At 61.5% G+C, this 17373-nt stretch carries 14 protein-coding genes; 9 read left to right on the top strand and 5 right to left on the bottom strand.

Annotation, left to right across the window (positions count from 1 at the left end; all coding sequences use genetic code 11):
• Positions 1–25 precede the first annotated feature (25 nt).
• From P0D73_RS02835 to P0D73_RS02825, 3 genes are all read left to right on the top strand, one after another.
• A complete protein-coding gene (locus P0D73_RS02835; RefSeq protein WP_408429556.1) occupies positions 26–445 on the top strand; it encodes a phasin family protein in 420 nt (139 codons plus the stop codon).
• A gap of 71 nt (positions 446–516) precedes the next feature.
• Positions 517–1350, top strand: coding sequence for a poly(3-hydroxyalkanoate) depolymerase (gene phaZ, locus P0D73_RS02830; protein WP_408283562.1), 834 nt, complete (start codon positions 517–519; stop codon positions 1348–1350).
• Entirely contained in the window at positions 1347–2636 is a 1290-nt protein-coding gene (locus P0D73_RS02825) for a DUF445 domain-containing protein (RefSeq protein ID WP_408429554.1), read from the top strand. Before phaZ ends, P0D73_RS02825 begins: the two co-directional genes overlap by 4 nt.
• Before the next feature lie 43 nt (positions 2637–2679).
• Here P0D73_RS02825 and P0D73_RS02820 read toward each other — a convergent pair whose 3' ends face one another.
• Entirely contained in the window at positions 2680–5409 is a 2730-nt protein-coding gene (locus P0D73_RS02820) for a winged helix-turn-helix domain-containing protein (protein ID WP_408181003.1), read from the bottom strand.
• Positions 5410–5859: 450 nt separating this feature from the next.
• Between P0D73_RS02820 and P0D73_RS02815 the strand changes: the two genes are divergently transcribed.
• The 6 genes from P0D73_RS02815 (at position 5860) to P0D73_RS02790 (ending at position 11094) form a co-directional block, all read left to right on the top strand.
• On the top strand, positions 5860–6609 hold the full coding sequence (locus P0D73_RS02815; protein ID WP_132378528.1) for an electron transfer flavoprotein subunit beta/FixA family protein: 750 nt from the start codon (positions 5860–5862) through the stop codon (positions 6607–6609).
• An 18-nt stretch (positions 6610–6627) separates the two neighbouring features.
• Complete coding sequence (locus tag P0D73_RS02810) at positions 6628–7575, top strand: electron transfer flavoprotein subunit alpha/FixB family protein (protein WP_408429551.1); 948 nt, start codon at positions 6628–6630, stop codon at positions 7573–7575.
• A 15-nt stretch (positions 7576–7590) separates the two neighbouring features.
• Complete coding sequence (locus P0D73_RS02805; RefSeq protein ID WP_408283554.1) at positions 7591–9381, top strand: acyl-CoA dehydrogenase C-terminal domain-containing protein; 1791 nt, start codon at positions 7591–7593, stop codon at positions 9379–9381.
• A 76-nt stretch (positions 9382–9457) separates the two neighbouring features.
• Entirely contained in the window at positions 9458–10051 is a 594-nt protein-coding gene (locus tag P0D73_RS02800) for an OmpW/AlkL family protein (protein WP_408429548.1), read from the top strand.
• Positions 9946–10212 (top strand): OmpW/AlkL family protein, encoded by a 267-nt coding sequence (locus P0D73_RS02795; RefSeq protein ID WP_408283973.1) that lies wholly within the window; start codon positions 9946–9948, stop codon positions 10210–10212. Before P0D73_RS02800 ends, P0D73_RS02795 begins: the two co-directional genes overlap by 106 nt.
• A gap of 15 nt (positions 10213–10227) precedes the next feature.
• On the top strand, positions 10228–11094 hold the full coding sequence (locus tag P0D73_RS02790; protein ID WP_459252574.1) for an SDR family oxidoreductase: 867 nt from the start codon (positions 10228–10230) through the stop codon (positions 11092–11094).
• A 550-nt stretch (positions 11095–11644) separates the two neighbouring features.
• Here the strand turns inward: P0D73_RS02790 and P0D73_RS02785 are convergent.
• From P0D73_RS02785 to P0D73_RS02770, 4 genes are all read right to left on the bottom strand, one after another.
• Entirely contained in the window at positions 11645–12247 is a 603-nt protein-coding gene (locus P0D73_RS02785) for a cysteine hydrolase family protein (protein ID WP_408429545.1), read from the bottom strand.
• Positions 12248–12555: 308 nt separating this feature from the next.
• Positions 12556–13401 carry a DUF3667 domain-containing protein gene (locus P0D73_RS02780; protein ID WP_132378520.1) on the bottom strand — a complete coding sequence of 282 codons (846 nt, stop codon included), beginning with the start codon at positions 13399–13401 and terminating at the stop codon, positions 12556–12558.
• Between the two features lie 277 nt (positions 13402–13678).
• The gene (locus tag P0D73_RS02775; RefSeq protein WP_408429542.1) at positions 13679–14305 is read right to left on the bottom strand and encodes a dihydrofolate reductase family protein; all 627 of its coding nucleotides are present in this window, start codon (positions 14303–14305) and stop codon (positions 13679–13681) included.
• 1142 nt (positions 14306–15447) lie between these two features.
• Entirely contained in the window at positions 15448–17115 is a 1668-nt protein-coding gene (locus tag P0D73_RS02770; RefSeq protein WP_408429539.1) for an alkaline phosphatase family protein, read from the bottom strand.
• Positions 17116–17373: the final 258 nt, after the last annotated feature.

Raw genomic sequence — 17373 nt, 5'->3', positions numbered from 1 at the left:
TGCAAATTTTTTTGGAGAGACGATCATGGATTCAACCAACGCCAACAGCATTTTCACCGAGTACACGAAGCTCATCAGTCAGTTCAAGCTGCCGGGTATCGACGCCGGCGCGATCCTCGAATCGCGCCGCAAGGACATCGAGGCGCTCGCCGAGGCCAACACCACCGCACTCGCGGGCGTCCAGTCGCTGGCCAGCAAGCAGGCGGACATTCTGCGAACGACGCTCACCGAACTGCAGTCGTTGGTCGGTCGCCTTAGCGCGTTGGGCGGCCAGCCCGCGAACGCCGGCGAAGTGGTTCAGCAGGCATTGCACAAGGCGCTGACCGAAATGCAGGAACTAGCCGACACGGCGTATCGCGCGCAGTCGGACAGCGTTGCGGTGGTCACGAAGCGCGTCGCGGAACACGTCGAGGAATTGAAGACGCTGCTGCAGCCGAAGAAGTAAGGCGAGCTCGCGATGCGGCGCGCCCAATCCCCGATGTCACGCTCCACCAGAGGGTCCTCCGGATGATAGATATGGAACCCACCCCCGCGTCTGTCGGCGGCATGCAAATCCAGATGGTCGATCTCAACGGCCAGTTGTTGCGTGTCGCGACGCGACAGGGCAGCGACGCGTCGCCGCCGCTGCTCATTTTCAACGGCATCGGCGCCAACCTCGAACTGGTGGAACCGTTCGTTGCCGCGCTCGAGGACGTGAGCGTGATCATCTTCGACGTCCCCGGCGTGGGCGGCTCGCCCGCGCCCGTCGTGCCGTATCGTTTCTCGACACTGTCCGTGCTGAGCGAGCGGCTGCTATCGCGGCTCGGCTACGACGGACCCGTCGACGTGCTTGGCGTGTCGTGGGGCGGCGCGCTCGCGCAACAGTTCGCGCGTCTCTATCCGGCGCGTTGCCGCCGGCTGATTCTCGCGGCGACCTCGCCGGGCGTCATCATGGTGCCGGCGAAACTGTCTGTGCTGTCGAAGCTGATCGGACCGCGCCGCTATACCGACCCGGCCTATCTTCAGGAGGTGGGCGCGGAAATCTATGGTGGTGCGTACCGGCGGAATCCGTCGTTGCTGCGCGATCACGCGCGGCACATTCAGGCGCCCCGCGGGCGCGGTTACCTCTACCAGCTGCTGGCCGCTTCGGGCTGGAGCAGCCTGCCCTGGCTCGGCGCGTTGCGTCAGACGACGCTCGTGATGCACGGCAACGACGATCCCATCGTCCCGCTCACCAACGCGAAGATTCTCGCCGCCCGCATCCCCCACGCGACGCTCTATGTATTCGACGACGGCCACCTGTTCCTCATCACACGCGCCAGGGAGGTCGCTCCCGTAGTGCGCCGGTTTCTGCGGCAGGAGGCGGGTTGAGTGCCGTCGCGAATGGCGACGAAGGTGCGCGGCGTGCCGCGGCCGACGCGCCGGAGTACCTGAAAACGCAGCGCCTGAAGCGGATGCGGCTAACCGCGACGTGGTTGCTCGCGGTGCTGATCGCGCTGCTGCTCATGTCCCTGGTTTGGCAGAGTGAGTATCCGTGGCTGGCATGGTTGCGAGCGTTTGCGGAAGCGGGCACGGTCGGCGCGATCGCGGACTGGTATGCGGTCGTCGCGCTGTTCCGGCGGCCGTTCGGTCTGCCGGTCCCGCATACGGCGATCATTCCGCAGAACCAGCAGCGGATCGCCGAGAGTCTCGGCAACTTCGTCGAAGAGAATTTCCTGACGCCCGAGCTCATCATCGGCAAACTGAGCGGCCATAACGCCGCGCAGGCGCTGGCGCAGTGGCTTGCCGTCCCGGCCAACAGCCGGGCAATCGCCGAAGTCGTCGCGGATTCGCTGCCGGGATTGCTGAACGGGATAGACGAAGCGGACGTCGAACGCTTCTTCGGGCGTATGGTGATACCGCAATTGCGTGCGCTCGATGTCTCACGTGCGGCCGGCAGCGTGCTGAAAGTGCTGATGGACGGGGGCCGCCATCAGCCGCTGCTGGACCACGGGCTGCTGGCGCTGGAGAAGTGGCTGACGGCCAACGTGGACATGATCAAGGCCAGATTCAGCGCGGCCTCGAGATACACGCCCGTGCCGCTCGATACGTACATCGTCAGGAAATTCGTCGAAGGCATCATCGCGCTGCTTCATGACGTGGCGGCGAATCCCGATCATGAGCTTCGCCATCAGTTCGACGACGCGGTGCAGGACCTGATTGTCCAGTTGCAGACCTCGGCGGTGCATCGCCGCGTCGGCAAATCATTGATGCGCGACTGCATTCGCTACTTCAGAAACGAGGACTCGTATCGCGTGCTGCTCGACTACGTGTGCACACGCGTGAGCGCCGATCTCGCGCACGAACATTCGGCGCTGCGCGGCGCGCTGGCGGGCATGCTGGTGTCGCTCGCGAGAGGTGTGGGCAGCGAGCCCGCGATTCAGCACAAGTTGAACACGTGGTGGCTCGCGCTGGCCCACGAACTGGTCGTGCGCTATCGGCGCGAGCTGTCGGCGCTGATCACCGACGTCGTAAAAAGCTGGAACGCGGACGAAGTGAGCGGGAAGATCGAAGCGGAAATTGGCCGCGATCTGCAATACATCCGGATCAACGGCACGTTCGTGGGCGGCACGGTCGGTGTGCTGCTCCATGCGGCCGCACTCGTGATCACGCGGTGACACGCATGAGCGAGTGGCTCGTCGAAAATGCGTGAACCGCCTGTTAGGCTTGCTTCACGAGTCCCAGCGCCTGCGCGCGCGCAACGGCTTGCGCGCGCTTGTCGACCGAGAGCTTCACGAAGATGCTCTTCACATGGGACTTGACGGTTTCCGGCGCGATGCCGAGGGTGCGCGCGATTTCCTTGTTCGACTGCCCGTCGGCGATCAGGTCGACGATGTTGCGTTCACGTGCGCTGAGCGCTTCCCGTTCGGTGTCCCGCGCGGATTTGCTGCCGGGCTGGTACAGCGCCCGCCAGCCGTCGAGCAGGCGATCCACATAGCACAGCAGTGCCTTCGTCTGCGCGGTCGCGCGCGTGTCGTCGCGAACGGCCTGCAGCAGCGCGCCGACTTCCGGAAACAAGTCGATGATCGACTGGTAGATGCCCGCGGCCGCAGCCTCCTTCAGGAGATCGCGAAAGATCTCGACGGCGCGGTCGCGTTCGTCGGCACCCAGGCAGATCAGGGCGAGCACGCTTCGCAGGCGCAGCGCGAGATAGGTCTCGTGCCGTGCGTCGACGACCTCCAACGCGGCCCTGACGATTTCAATGCCGTCTTGTGTCCGCTTCTGCGCCATCGCGAGATAGGCCGCCGCGAGCGAGCGGTAGGTTCCGATCTCCGGCGAGACGGCAGGCGAACCAGCGGGGCCGGGAGCGGCGAGATGCTCCAGTTGCGCGACACATCCCGCGGCTTCCGCAATGCGTCCTTCCAGCAGATAGAGCCGCGTGCGCTCGACGAGGCCGCCCGCGATCAGCCGGTTCCAGTGGCGCGCGTGACCGAGCGCCTCGCCCTGATTGAGCAGCGCATAGGCCTGCACGGTATTGGAACGCGCGGCCGCGATCCGGATGAGCAACCGGAAGGCGATCAACGTGCTGTCGAGCAGGACCGCCAGTTCGATCACCGGCATGAGATCGACGAGCAACGCTTCGGCCTCGTCGAGCCGGCCCTGCTCATAGCGGATCTGCGCGATCATCGGTGCGCATAGCGCGGCGGAGACGGATTGCGGACCGGAATGACGCTCGGCCAACTGCATCGCCTCGGTGAAATACCGCTCGGCCAGATCGAAGTGCATCTGCTGCATCTCCGCATGACCGAGCAGGCACAGCCGGTAGGTCGAAGCGAAGACATTGCGCTGGTCCTCTTCGATCGAATAGGGGATCCACGGCGTTGCGTAGAGCGCTTCGAGATTGCCCGCCTTCCAGTGCGCGAAACGCACGACGTTGGAGGCGACATTGGTGCTCCAGATATCGGTCGACGGCCGGTCGAGGCACGGCTGCGCAATCGCGAGCGCCGCTTGCGGATTGTCCTGCAGCGCCACCACGACCGAACGGATCACCCGGCATTCCCAGCGGATGCTGTCGGGGTCGGCGCTCGCGTGCGCATCGCGCTCGATTGCATCCAGCATTGCAAGCGCATCGTTCGGACGTATCGCGAGCGCCATGCCCCAGGCGATCGCCAGCGTGACCTCGACCTGCCCGCGCATCAGGTGCGCGGGAAAATGCCGTTGCCAGCCGAGCAGTGTCAGCAAGTCGCCTTTCTTGACGAGCGCCATCGCGCAGTTGCCGATCAGGGCGATCGCATCGTCCGTGTCGCCTGCGGCTATTGCGTGCCTGACAGCGTCTGTCCAGTTTTCCTGCGACGCGTACCACCGGCACGCGCGGCGATGCAGATCCGCCAGTTCGTCGCCTGACTGCGTGCCGAGGCGCTGGCGCAGATACTCGCGCAGCAGAGGGTGATAGCGGAACCAGTGCCCTTCGAGATCCATCGGCTCCAGCAGCAACTGGCGCGCGGCGATAGCTTCCAGCATGCTCTGGCTGGCCTTGACACCGGTTACCGCCTGGCAGAGCGGGGCCGTCAACCGTTCGAGTATCGCCGTGCGCAGCATGAAGGAAACCATCTCGTCGGGCAAGCGCGTGAGCATGTCTTCGAGGTAGGCGGCGAACGGTCGTGAAGCGCCGGACGGCGCACTCGACTCCCAACCCGGCCTGGGTTCTTCCCGGGACAGCACCGACGCTGAAATGCGCAACGCCGCCGCCCAGCCCTCCGTGGTCGCGTGCAGCGATTTCACGCCGGACGTGCCCAGCCTGCCAGGGCATTCGCGTTCGACAAAGTAGCGCGTCTCGTCGAAATTGAAACGCAGTGTCGAGGCGTCGATTTCCAGCAGTTCGTTTTGCGCTCGGAGTCTCGCGAGCGGCAGGGCGGAGTCGGCACGGGTGCAAACGATCACATGCACGTGCGACGGTGCGTTCGCAATGAAGAACGACATGGCGTCGTGAATCGCCGGGAGACTGATCAGATGGTAATCGTCGAGGAACAGGCATACCTCGTCCTCGACTTCCACGAGGTCGTTGATCAGCGTCGAGACGATGGCGTGCGCGGGAACCAGCGAACTGCCGGCCGCGAGGCCGATCGCCGACGCGCCGACGTTGTTGCAGGCATGCCGCAACGAGCGGGCGAGATGGTGGAGGAAGCGCGCGGGTTCGTCGTCTTCGTCATCGAGCGATAGCCACGCTACGCGCGCGCCGCTGGCGCGCAGCCGGTTGAGCCAGGTGATCGCGAGCGAGGTCTTGCCGAAGCCGGCGGGCGCCTTGATCACGGTGAGCCGTCTGTTCTCTGCCTGAGCCGCCAGATCGAACAGGCGCGGACGATCGATCAACCCCGGCGACAGGCGCGGCGGCAGAACCTTCGTAGCGAGCAGGAGGGGCAGCGTCTCGGAGTGCATGGGTTCCTTGGTCATACGTACGAACTGCTCCGGGTATTTGGGTTCTCCCTGGTGAGCTCCCCTGTCCATGCGATCGCGCTCCCCTGTACGGGGGATATTGCGCAGCGCTTCGCGAGTGCACCATGGTTTCCATGGAGGACATCGAAGTGCAACCGGGATCATCCTGCGGCGCGCCGATCGGCTATCGCGTGACAGGGTCGCCGAGCACGCCCGGGACCGGTGCGTCGCCGAGGAAATGATACGCCCAACCACCTCCAGGGAGGAGACATGTCAACCGCATCGAACCACGTTGCAACGCACAAACGTGGTCCGTCTCCGTCCCATGCGCATGAACGCAATCTGGGCAGCTTACCGAATACCACGCACGCGTAGTCGAGATCGAATCGACGGACCGTGCCTCCATGCACCTGAATCGACCGGCTCCTGGCCGGCCGGGCGGAGCGTTTTTGTCAAACGGAGTAGCCAATGAAAGTACTTGTTCCCGTCAAGCGCGTCGTCGACGCCAATGTGAGGGTTCGTGTGAAGGCCGACGGTAGTGCCGTCGACATCGCCAACGTGAAGCTGTCGATGAACCCGTTCGACGAGATTGCCGTGGAGGAGGCCGTGCGGCTCAAAGAAGCCGGTGCAGCCACGGAGGTGGTCGTGGTCTCTTGCGGCGTGCAGGCGTGCCAGGAAACGTTGCGCACTGCGATGGCGATCGGCGCCGACCGCGCCATCCTGGTCGAGACCGAGGCGGAACTGCAGCCGCTCGCCGTAGCCAAGCTGCTGAAGGCGCTGGTCGACAAGGAGCAGCCGCAACTGGTGATGCTCGGCAAACAGGCCATCGACGACGACGCCAACCAGGTCGGCCAGATGCTCGCTGCGCTGCTCGGCTTGCCGCAGGCCACGTTCGCATCGAAGGTGGTCGTGGAAGCCGGGAAGGCGACGGTGACGCGCGAGATCGACGGCGGGCTGGAAACGATCGAGGTCGATCTGCCTGCTGTGATCACCGCCGATCTCCGGCTCAACACGCCGCGTTACGCAACGCTGCCCAACATCATGAAGGCGAAGAAAAAGCCTCTCGATGTCGTGACGCCCGATGCCCTCGGTGTCGACGTCACGCCGAGGCTGACGACGCTCAAGCTGGCCGAGCCCGCGAAACGCGAGGCGGGCATCCGCGTCACCGACGCCGCCGAATTGGTGGAAAAGCTGAAGAACGTTGCGCGTGTGATCTAGAGAAAAGAGGAGACAAACATGTCCGTACTCGTTGTTGCAGAACACGACAATCAAACGCTCAAGGCAGCGACCCTGAGCGCCATCACCGCTGCCGCCCGCCTCGGCGACGAAATTCATGTGCTCGTGGCGGGATTTCAATGCGGGAGAGTCGCGGAGCAGGCGGCCAGCATCGCAGGCGTGGCCCGCGTGCGCGTGGCCGACGCCGCGCAATATGAGCACGCGTTGGCTGAGAACCTGGCCGCGCTCATTGTCGGACTGGCTCCGGGCTACAGCCACCTGTTCGCGCCCGCCACCACTTCGGCGAAGAACGTGATGCCGCGCGTCGCAGCGCTGCTCGACGTCGCGCAGGTCTCGGAGATCGTGGCGGTGGAGTCGGCGGATACGTTCGTGCGTCCCATCTACGCGGGGAACGTGCTGGCTACGGTGCGAAGCGCGGATCGCATCAAGGTCCTGACGGTTCGGACCACGGCCTTCGCCGCGGCGCCGGCCGAAGGGGGCGCCGCGGTGATCGATTCGGTCGCGCCGGCTGCGGAGGTTTCGGCTTCCCGCTTCGTAAGCCAGCAACTGACCCGCTCCGAACGTCCTGAACTCACCGCCGCGCAGCGCGTCATCTCGGGCGGCAGAGGCATGGGTTCCAGCGAGAGCTTCGCGCTCCTCGACGAGATCGCCGACCGGCTCGGCGCGGCGGTCGGCGCATCCCGTGCCGCGGTGGATGCCGGTTTCGTGCCCAATGACTATCAGGTGGGACAGACCGGCAAGGTCATCGCTCCGCAGCTTTATATCGCGGTGGGCATATCGGGCGCGATCCAGCATCTGGCCGGCATGAAGGACTCGAAGGTGATCGTGGCGATCAACAAGGACGAAGAAGCACCCATCTTCCAGATTGCGGACTACGGCCTCGTCGGCGACCTCTTCAAGGTGCTGCCAGAGTTGTCGCGTGAACTGGACAAGCAGCAAAAGAACTGATTCCAGGAGTAAATGATGACCACCTATATTGCGCCGTTGCGCGACATGCATTTCGTAATGAACGAGTTGGCCGGCCTCGACGCTTTATCGTCGCTACCGGCCCTTGAGGACGCGACGCCGGAACTCGCCGGCGCAGTGCTCGAGGAGGCCGCAAAGTTCGCCACCGAAGTGCTTGCCCCGCTCAACAAGACCGGTGACGAGCAGGGTGCGCGCCTGACGCGCGATGGCGTCGTCGCGGCAGACGGATTCGGGGCGGCCTACCACCAATTCGTCGAGGGAGGCTGGAACGGGCTCAGTGGCGATCCTGATTACGGCGGTCAAGGTCTGCCCGAACTGCTGCATGCGGCGACCGTGGAGATGTGGAACTCCGCCAACATGTCCTTCGCCCTGTGCCCGCTGTTGACGGCGGGTGCCACGGAGGCATTGCGACTGCACGGCTCACAGGAACTCAAGGCCCGCTACTTGCCAAACCTGATTGGCGGCGAGTGGACCGGCACGATGAATCTGACCGAGTCGCAAGCCGGTTCGGACCTTGCGGCCGTTCGTACGAAAGCGGTGCCTGAGGGAGATCACTATCGCCTGCACGGCCAGAAGATTTTCATCACGTGGGGCGATCATGACATGACCGGCAATGTCATCCATCTCGTGCTGGCGCGCACGCCCGATGCGCCCGAAGGCGTGCGCGGCATTTCGCTTTTCCTGGTGCCCAAGTTTCTCGTGAACGCCGACGGCTCGCTGGGACAACGCAACGATGTGCACTGCGTGTCCCTCGAACATAAGCTCGGCATTCACGCGAGTCCGACCTGCGTGATGAGTTTCGGCGATCAGAATGGCGCGATCGGCTATCTGGTCGGGCAGGAAAACAAGGGCCTCGCGCATATGTTCACGATGATGAACGAGGCCCGCCAGAAGGTCGGCATTCAAGGGCTCGCGATGGCCGAGCGCGCGTATCAACAGGCGCGGGAATACGCGAAAGAGCGCATTCAGGGCAAGCCGGCCGCGAGCAAGTCGAGCACTGCGGTGGCGATCATTCAACATCCGGACGTGCGGCGCATGTTGCTGACGATGAAAGCTCAGGTGGAAGCGATGCGAGGCTTCGCCTATGTGATGGCGGCCAATGCGGATTACGCGCACCGGCACCCGGACGCCGGCGAACGCAACCGCTATCAGACCCGGGTCGATCTGCTGATCCCGGTCCTGAAGGGTTGGTGCACTGAACTGGGTCAGGAGATCGCGTCGCTTGGCGTACAGGTGCACGGCGGGATGGGGTACATCGAAGAGACCGGCGCATGCCAGCACCTGCGCGACGCCCGCATTTCAACCATCTACGAGGGTACGACGGGCATCCAGGCAGCCGACCTTGCAGGCCGCAAGCTCGCCGCGGACCAAGGGGCGGCAATGGCTGAGCTGATTGCGGAGATGCGCGAGCTCGCGCTTGAACTGGAGCGCAGCACGGATACGCGGCTTTTCCCGGTCGGCGCCGCGGTGGCCACCGGCGTGCAGGCGTTGGAGGACGCGACCGGGTGGATGCTTCGAGCCCTGGCGAAAGCCGTTGACGAAGCGTTGGCCAGTTCATTCGACTATCTGATGCTCACCGGCTATGTGTGCGGTGGATGGCAGATGGCGCGCGCCGCGCTGGCCGCGTCGAGAAAATGCGCTGCGGGCGAAGATCCGGCGTTCCACGAAGCGAAGATCGCGACGGTACGGTTTTACGCGGACAAGATACTGCCCAAAGCGAATTCGCATCTGGAGATGATCCGCTCAGGCGCATCCAGCGCGTCGGATATCGCCATCGAACAATTCTGATCCCGATTTTCAAACGAGTTTAAGAAGTCATAAGACGATATTAATTCGTCATGCAAAATATAAAATCGAGGAAAAGGTGAAGAAAGTCAGGTATCTGCCCTTATTGACAGGGGTAATGTGCGCCGGCGCACTGGCCCAAAGTGCGGGTAGTTTCATCGCGACTGGCGGCGGCACATGGATTGACTATGGCATGTCGTCGGCAACGCCATTGCAAAGCACTTCGGCGGCAGGCACCTTCACCTCATCGGGGACGACTGGCCAGATACACAATACCTGGACGGTCGAGACGGCGTTCACGTATTTCATCACGGACAACATCGCGATCGATCTGGCGACCGGCGTGCCGCCGAAGCTCAAACTCTACGCGCAGGGTACGGTGACGCCGTTCGGTCCCGGTGGTCCCTCCCTCGGACTGGGCAATCTGCAACCGCTCGCGACAACCAGAGCGTGGCCGCCGGTTCTTTTCCTCAAGTACTACTTTGGCGCGGCGCAGGCGAAGGTGCGTCCTTTCCTCGGTGTGGGTGTCAACTACACTTGGTACACGGCGGTCCAGCTCAATCCGACATTCAATGGTGCGTTGCACACGGTCGCCGGGCCTGGGGGGACGTTAAGGCATCGCTCAGTCCGTCATGGAATCCGGCATTCAATGCGGGTGTCTCCTATAACTTAAGCAAGAACTGGTACGCCACCGCATCGGTGACGTATATGCCGCTCAAGACGAATGCGACGATCACTGCTGTCGCGGCCAACGGGCAAACCGTGCTGACCAACAGGACGCGCATTACGGCGAATCCGTGGATCGGTTTCGTGGGGATCGGCTACCGGTTCTAGCCGAATTGTTCAGTGATGCCCTTCGGTACGAGGGCGTATAACCAGGAGGGAAGCATGCTAGTCACTCGATACCTGTCGAACGACCTGTTCGCAGGCAAAACCGTTTTCGTCACCGGTGGCAGCAGCGGCATCAATCTCGGCGTGGCGAAGAACTTCGCCGCCTTGGGCGCCCAGGTGGCCATCTGCGGCCGCACTCAGGAAAAGCTGGATACGGCTGCGACGGAACTGCGCGCACTCGGCGCCACGGTTTGCCCTATCGTTGCCGACGTGCGTGATTTCGCCGCGCTGGAAGCGGCCTTCGCGAGGAGCAGGGCGGAATTGGGTCTCATGGACGTGCTGGTCTGCGGCGCGGCCGGCAATTTCCTGGCCCCGGCGGAGAAGCTCTCCGCCAACGGCTTCAAGACTGTCATCGATATTGATCTGCTTGGAGCCTTCAACGCCTCACGGGCGGCCTTCGAGCAGTTGAAGGAGACACAGGGCGCCATCATCTACATTTCCGCAGGCATGGCGTACATGCCGCACGCCTTCCAGGTGCATGTGGGTGCCGCCAAGGCGGGCATCGATATGTTGATGAGAAACCTGGCGCTGGAGTGGGGGCGCTATGGTATTCGCACGAACAGCATCGTCCCCGGACCCATCGAGGGGACCGAAGGCATGAAGCGGCTGTTGAGCGCGGAGCGATACGAAGAGTTCGTGAACGCCATTCCGCTGCGGCGCATGGGCACGGTGGATGACATCGGCCAGAGCGCGGTTTTTCTCGCTTCGCCGCTCGCTTCCTATATTTCGGGCTGCGTGATGGTTTGCGATGGCGGCCAGAACCTGGCCGGTTCGGCGCTGTTCAACATAGGCGCGGAACAGATGCTGCGCACGCAAGCGAGATGAAATGAGGCTGGACTTCGAAAACCCCGGCGGATGATGACGCCTTTCTGGAGGTCGATCTTCCCGGACCTGCCTGGACGCGTGCCTGCCGACCTGGTAGCATGAGGTGCCGTTCGCCGTCACTGGCATGCATTGCGATCAGCCGACGTGATTTTCATCTTGATGTGTTAAAACCGGCATTGCCAAGGGGAGAGGCATCCGACGGATCTGCTGGCGTAAACACGAAGCAACAGATGTCGCTGGATCTTGAAGATGTGTGGTGACGTTAGCGTGCAGCGTCTGCCGAATCAGGGAGTGGTCTTATGCGGAAGCGGAAGTTCGCAGGAAAGATGACTGGGGAATCGAGTCTGCCGGAATTGCTGAACCGGCTTGAACTGGCATTGGCCGGAATGCCCGATCGCACGTCTGTCTGCAAAGCCCTGTCGGATCTCAACAAACGACTCGGCTCGGTCGGCGAGCAAGCTCCCGCGCGAAGCAGTCGATCCACGGCTGCGCGACGTCGGCGGCAAACGGCAGTTGAATCTTTACCGCTGTTTTCTTGAAGCCGGCACTGTTAGGCAAGTAACGACAACGCATCAGCGAGCGAGAGCACCGTCGTGCGCGAATCGAACGCCGTTGAAAAAAGATGATTGTGCACGACCTGATCCGGGTCGTAGCAGCAATCCTTGACCGTGAATAAGCGGAAGTCCGCATCGCTCGCGTACGCAACCGACGACAGCACGACACCGGTCGACGCTATGCCCACCATGAGCAGCGTATCGATCCCCTGCGCGGAAAGCCGCGCCTGCAGGTCGGTACCAAAGAACACGCTTGCGCGATGCGCGATGATGAGCGGTTCAGTGGCTTGCTGGCCGAGTTCCGGCGCGATCTCGTCGTCGATGAAAAGACCCAGTTGCTTGATTCCCTGTCCGTTTTTGTTCAACGGACTGACTTCCGGATAGCCTGGACTAAAGTGGATGTTGGCGAAATAGACGCTGACACTTTTGGCCCGCGCGGCGTCACACAGTTTGCGTGTATTGGCGAGCAGCGTGGGTGCGACCGATGGAAATAGCCCCAGGATGTCGGTCTGGTAATGCATGACCACTAGAGCGGTTTGCGCTGGAACGATCGCTGGAATCTGCATGTTCAAGCTTTGCGCCGCGGCGGCGCTTCCCATGTCCCGTTGATGAACTCCCGGATCGTCGGGTCCAGATTGAATGCGTGGCGACATAAGGGCTACGCGATAAAGAAAGATGCTCGACTCTACCACGAGCACCTTGAAGCGAAGTTTCGAGAAACGAAGCGTGGTGGCGTTGGCCGATTCAGCCAATGGCGAATCGTTCGAGCGTCTGGTTGCGCCTTATCCATCCTGGCTTGGCTGAGAAAGTTTTCCGACCAGCTGTCCAGTGTCGAGGAGCGGTTGGCTCCTTGCAGTGGTGTATACGGCGTTGTCTGGAAAACGCAGCGTGCAAAAATGTTCAACCGTCATGCCGTATATAACGTGATCAGAAAGATCGCGAATCGATAGCCAAGAACGATCAGGCCGGCCGCCAGCGTCATCGTCGCCGCCTTGACGAGGCGCGTTATACCGTGAGAACCGAAGACGGGTTTCAACGCGAAAAACAAATAGCCGCCGCAGAGTCCAAGATTGATGATCGAAAGAATGTTGTCGACATTGGGTGAATCGAGCCCGAGACCACCCAGACGTACCTCAATGGCCGCGATGGCTAGCGCGAGCGAGAACAGCAACAACAAGAACGTGTAGAGATGGAGTGAGAAATAAACGAACGCAACAAACGGCTTGCGTGCCCGCAGAGAGGTCATCCACAACAACAAAGTGAACGGAACGACCATGAGAATGATCAGTGACTTGGCATTGAGCACTGCCGCACGGTCGAAAGTGGTCGTGTACTGGCGCAGGCTCGTTCCCAGTTTTGCGACGCGTTCCGCCACCAACGACTGCGCGAGCGAACTCCAGTCCTGGTGATGGAGGTGCGACTCCAGAGTCGAGCCGAAGATCTGGGTATCGGTAAGCGACTGCATCGCAAAGAAGAAGGCGTTCGCGATGAGAAACAGCTGGAACGGGGGCACATAAGGCATCCGCTTTCCATTCAGATGCGCGACGGTCAACTCGCCTGGGTGGCGTAGCAGGACCCACATCGTGCTAATCAGGCGCCCATCGATGCTTGTCGCCGCGTGCAGGACCTTTGCGCCGATCGCGCGCAGCGTGAGGTCGGGCGGCCGAAGTGGACTCTCGCCGCACTGCGGACAGAAAGGCGTGGTGACGTGATTGGCACACGTCGGACATGTCCAGGGTTCGATCGAAGACATGACTTTCTCCCTTGGACCGCCCCCACATACTGATACAGCCGGTTGCGAGCGCGGCGGCCTATCATCTGCGCAAAGCTGCGCACCTCACCAGAGTTTGCGCCTTTCGAGACCCGGATCACACTCATGCGCGTCAGTGCCCGGCCCAGAAGCGGGCATCAAGGCGCTAACGCCCGAATAAAGCCGACCCGTGAAACGGGTTCGGCTTGAATGATTTGTCAGGCTGCAATTCGTGCCGCGGGAGAGTGTGCAAGATTGCATGTTCTTGCTGCAGTGAGTGTCAATTGACTTCTTCGAACCTTCCTGTGCGCACCTCGCCGTCGCGCACGTAGCGGGTAATCAGCACGCCGCCAGGCGTGCTGGCCGAGTGCGCCAGAGTGAAGGCAGACGCTAGTGCGTTGTCGCCGAACAAGCGCTTGCCGCGCCCAAGTATGATGGGATAAATCACAAGCCAAAGCTCGTCCACCAAGCCGGCTACGAGCAGTTGGCGCACCATGTCGCTGCTGCCAAACGTCAATAGATTGGCACCGTCCTGAAGTTTAAGCGCGCGTATCGCGTCGGCAAGGTCGCCCTCCAGCGCATGACTGTTCTGCCAGTCAAGGGTGCCGGATCGATGTGTGGCTACGTGCTTAGGTACGCGGTTGAACGGATCAGCGATGGTGCGGCTGCTTGAATCGGCCGGTACACGCGGCCAATACGCCGCGAATATGTCGTAGGTGCAACGCCCCAACAGCAACTCGAACGGCTGCGAGAGCAGGTCTTGCAAGTTTTGGCCGATGGCTTCGTCAGCATAAGGAACGATCCAGCCACCAAGGCGGAAATCGCCGCTGGGGTCTTCTCCAGGCCCGCCAGGGGCTTGAATTACACCATCCAGACTGATGAAAGCGGAAACAGTGAGCTTGCGCATAATGTCCTCGAAGTCGACGGACCCGGTCGGTCCGTAGATACGACGAACGAATCGCATGTGGATCGACAACCAGCCCAGCAGTCAACACGCGCTGGCCGCGCCAAGCCTAACGCTGAATTGAGCCGTGCCGCGAAGCGGCGTCGGCTTGAATCAATGTTAACCCTCACCTGAGCGGACCTCCTATGCAACCTCCGCTTGGTTCGTCCAGAGTCAACCGTCGAGATCGTCGCTTGAGTGCACGGACTTTGTGTTGGGTGACCGCACACAGACGCTCGAAAAACGTTGTCTATAGCCAGACGTCGTCGCTGCTAGATCCAGCTGCAAACGCCCGAGTGGTCGAGGTCAACATTGTTTGTTTTCAGGCAGTTAGGGACGCTCGGAAGATGAGCGAATCAGGCTTGGCACAACCCATGCATTTATAGCGGTGGGCACAACGACGGACAGTTTGGTGCTACCGCCACGGCATCAGCATGGATAGCGCAGATTCCGAGAACCTGTTGTTCGTTTGAGCCACTTTGTTAGCGCGCGGCAAAGTCCGACACGTCGACCCATCCACGTTGACCATAGCGCGCCGCTATGGACCTGATCCGGGTGCGTTCGACGGTTCAACAAGCTCATTGGAGTCGTCATGAAAGCGAGACCTATCGCCGCTCTGTTAGTCGCAAGCTCCGCATTGCTGGTTGCACCCGCCTTCGCGGGCGGTGACGATCAGACTTCCTCCTATCGAAGCGATGTCGGTGCGTCAGTATCGCACCGCAGTCAAACCGCTCACACGAAGGCGACGGCAGAAGGCCACGGCAGCGTGGTTGACGGGAGCCACGGTGGCGTCGGCGGTGCCGAATCGGGCAAGTCGCAATCCGGTCGGCGTGCCCCGGGGGATAGCATCAACCCGATGTATCGCGGTGGTTGATCAGCTTGTTCGCGGAGCGCCAGTTCGCTGGTACTCCGCGACTGAACCGTTGCTTCGACGCCGATCGGCGCTTCGTCCTGACCATTGTTGCCCGCCCAATTGAATGGCCGGCCAGGGAGGTCTCCAGGCCGGCCACAATCTACCGACGACACGATACAGGACCGCTGTACGTTCCAAAGATTCGCATCGCCCAAGTGCCGTGATCCACTAGCGGCACAGCACAGCCGTTCGCCTAAAAGCGCTCGCGATCGAACTCCGGCAGCGCACGCGTTCCTTCAATAGCGACCGAGTGCAGCAGGTCAGGCGCCAGATCGAGCAAACGCAGGATCGTCGGCGCAACCTGCGTGGTCAGCACACGCTCGTCGTTCGTCCGTCCAGCGTGATGGCCGTGAGGCACGTAGATCACGAGACCGAGATGGCTGTCGTCGGGAGCGTTGCCGCCGTGCTCTTCGTCCTTGGCCGTACTCGATGTATAGATGACCCCCGGGTTCGGCTGGACGACGATGTCAGGTGTGCGTCCGCGTGCCGGATCGCCGAACCGGCCTGCCAGTTGCGGGCCATACAGAATGTACGCCTGCGGGCCGTCCGCACAAATGCCGGGTGCGTTGCAGCTCAGGTTGTCTTTCAAGGTCTTCACGACAGCAGGCAGTTGGCTTTGATCGCGCAACCAGATCAGACCGACGTCATCGGTCTGCACGAAACCCGTACCCACGAGCCCTGTTCCGTCATTGAGGTTGCCGCTCTTCGTACTGTTCTGCCCGAAGTTGCCGTTCGGGTCCAGATAGTTGTTTGCTTCAAGCAGTTTCGAGAGCGTATCGCCGTTCTTCACGAGCTTCGAATGGTCGCTCGGGGACTGCCCGTGCTTCGCCGTGACGATGATTACCGTCGACGAATAGAGGTTGCGCTGCTTCAGTTCGGATACGATGCGACCCAATGCGTTGTCCAGATAAGCAATCGCGTTGGTGACCTGCGGACCCGGCGTGAAACTCGCATCCAGATAGCCGCCGCCAGTCGCGACCGTTGCCTTCTGGGCGACGCTCAAAGTCTGGAAGTTGGTTCCAAACACCGTGGGTACGTCGGCGCTGGATTGGCCTGTCGAATCCTTGCCGTCAATTTCATTGATCAGCGACTGCACGTGGAAATTGTCGAACTGTTCCGTGTGCGTGTAGACGTCGGTGTAGTTCGTGTTGGTGGCCGGATCAATCGAATTGATCTCGGTGCGCGAAAGATCGTCGACGCCTTTGCCAGACGGTCCATTGAGCCAGTCGTAGCCCCAAGCATGTTTGTCTGCCCAGGCAGTGCGAGCGCCCTTCACGTTGTGTTTGACCACTTCGAAGATCGTGTTGGTCTTCACATAATTGTGCGGATAGACGGGCGTACAGACACCATTGAGCAAAGCATGCGGGATGGCCTGCGGATTGAACGCGCCACCGCCGTCGAGGTGCGTCAGTGCGCCGCCGTTCTCGCCGTCGATGCCAGTAGTCTCGTCGAATACGACATTCCAGCCTTGCTTGCCTGTACAACTGGTATCGGACGGCGCATAGAGCGTGCGGTCATAGGATACGTCGTAGAACAGGCCCGCGGATTTGGGCGAGCCACCGGTGATGAGCGCCGCGAGGCCCGGGAACGAATCCGAAAGGCCAGGCGTGTGCGCGTTGGTGTAGGTCGTCCCCGACTTGGCCAGCAACGCAAGATTCGGACATGCATTCGATCCGACGCAGCGTGCGACGTCCTGCTCATGCAAACCATCGAAGCTAATCAGCAGCACATGCTTCACCGATTCATGCTCACGATCGTGTTCATCGGCCGCCGTTGCGCCTGCCGAGTACAGTCCGGCAAGCAAGACAACTCCCACGCCAACGGCGATTTGCGTACGCTTTCCAATCCTGATCGTCTTCATTTCCCGTCCTTTTAGGTTGCCACGAAATATTTGGTAATGCGGGAAAGAATGTGCAGTGGAATTGAGTCGTCCGGATGAATCGACGCTTTCGATTTCATAACTCATGAGCGACTTGTGCGATGGGAAAAAGAAACCGCGCCATAAGCGTCTTCCTTAAGGTTTCCTTAAGGAATGGATGATCTAGTGAAATGTTGAGCTGCGATGAAAGACGGCCACCACCGGCGCACCAGACCCGTAACCCACCGGATCGTGGAGCGT

The sequence above is a fragment of the Paraburkholderia sp. RL18-101-BIB-B genome (assembly GCF_046026985.1).
GTDB lineage: Bacteria > Pseudomonadota > Gammaproteobacteria > Burkholderiales > Burkholderiaceae > Paraburkholderia.
Note: the sequence above shows the minus strand (reverse complement) of the source record. Positions and strands in the feature narration are given on the sequence as shown.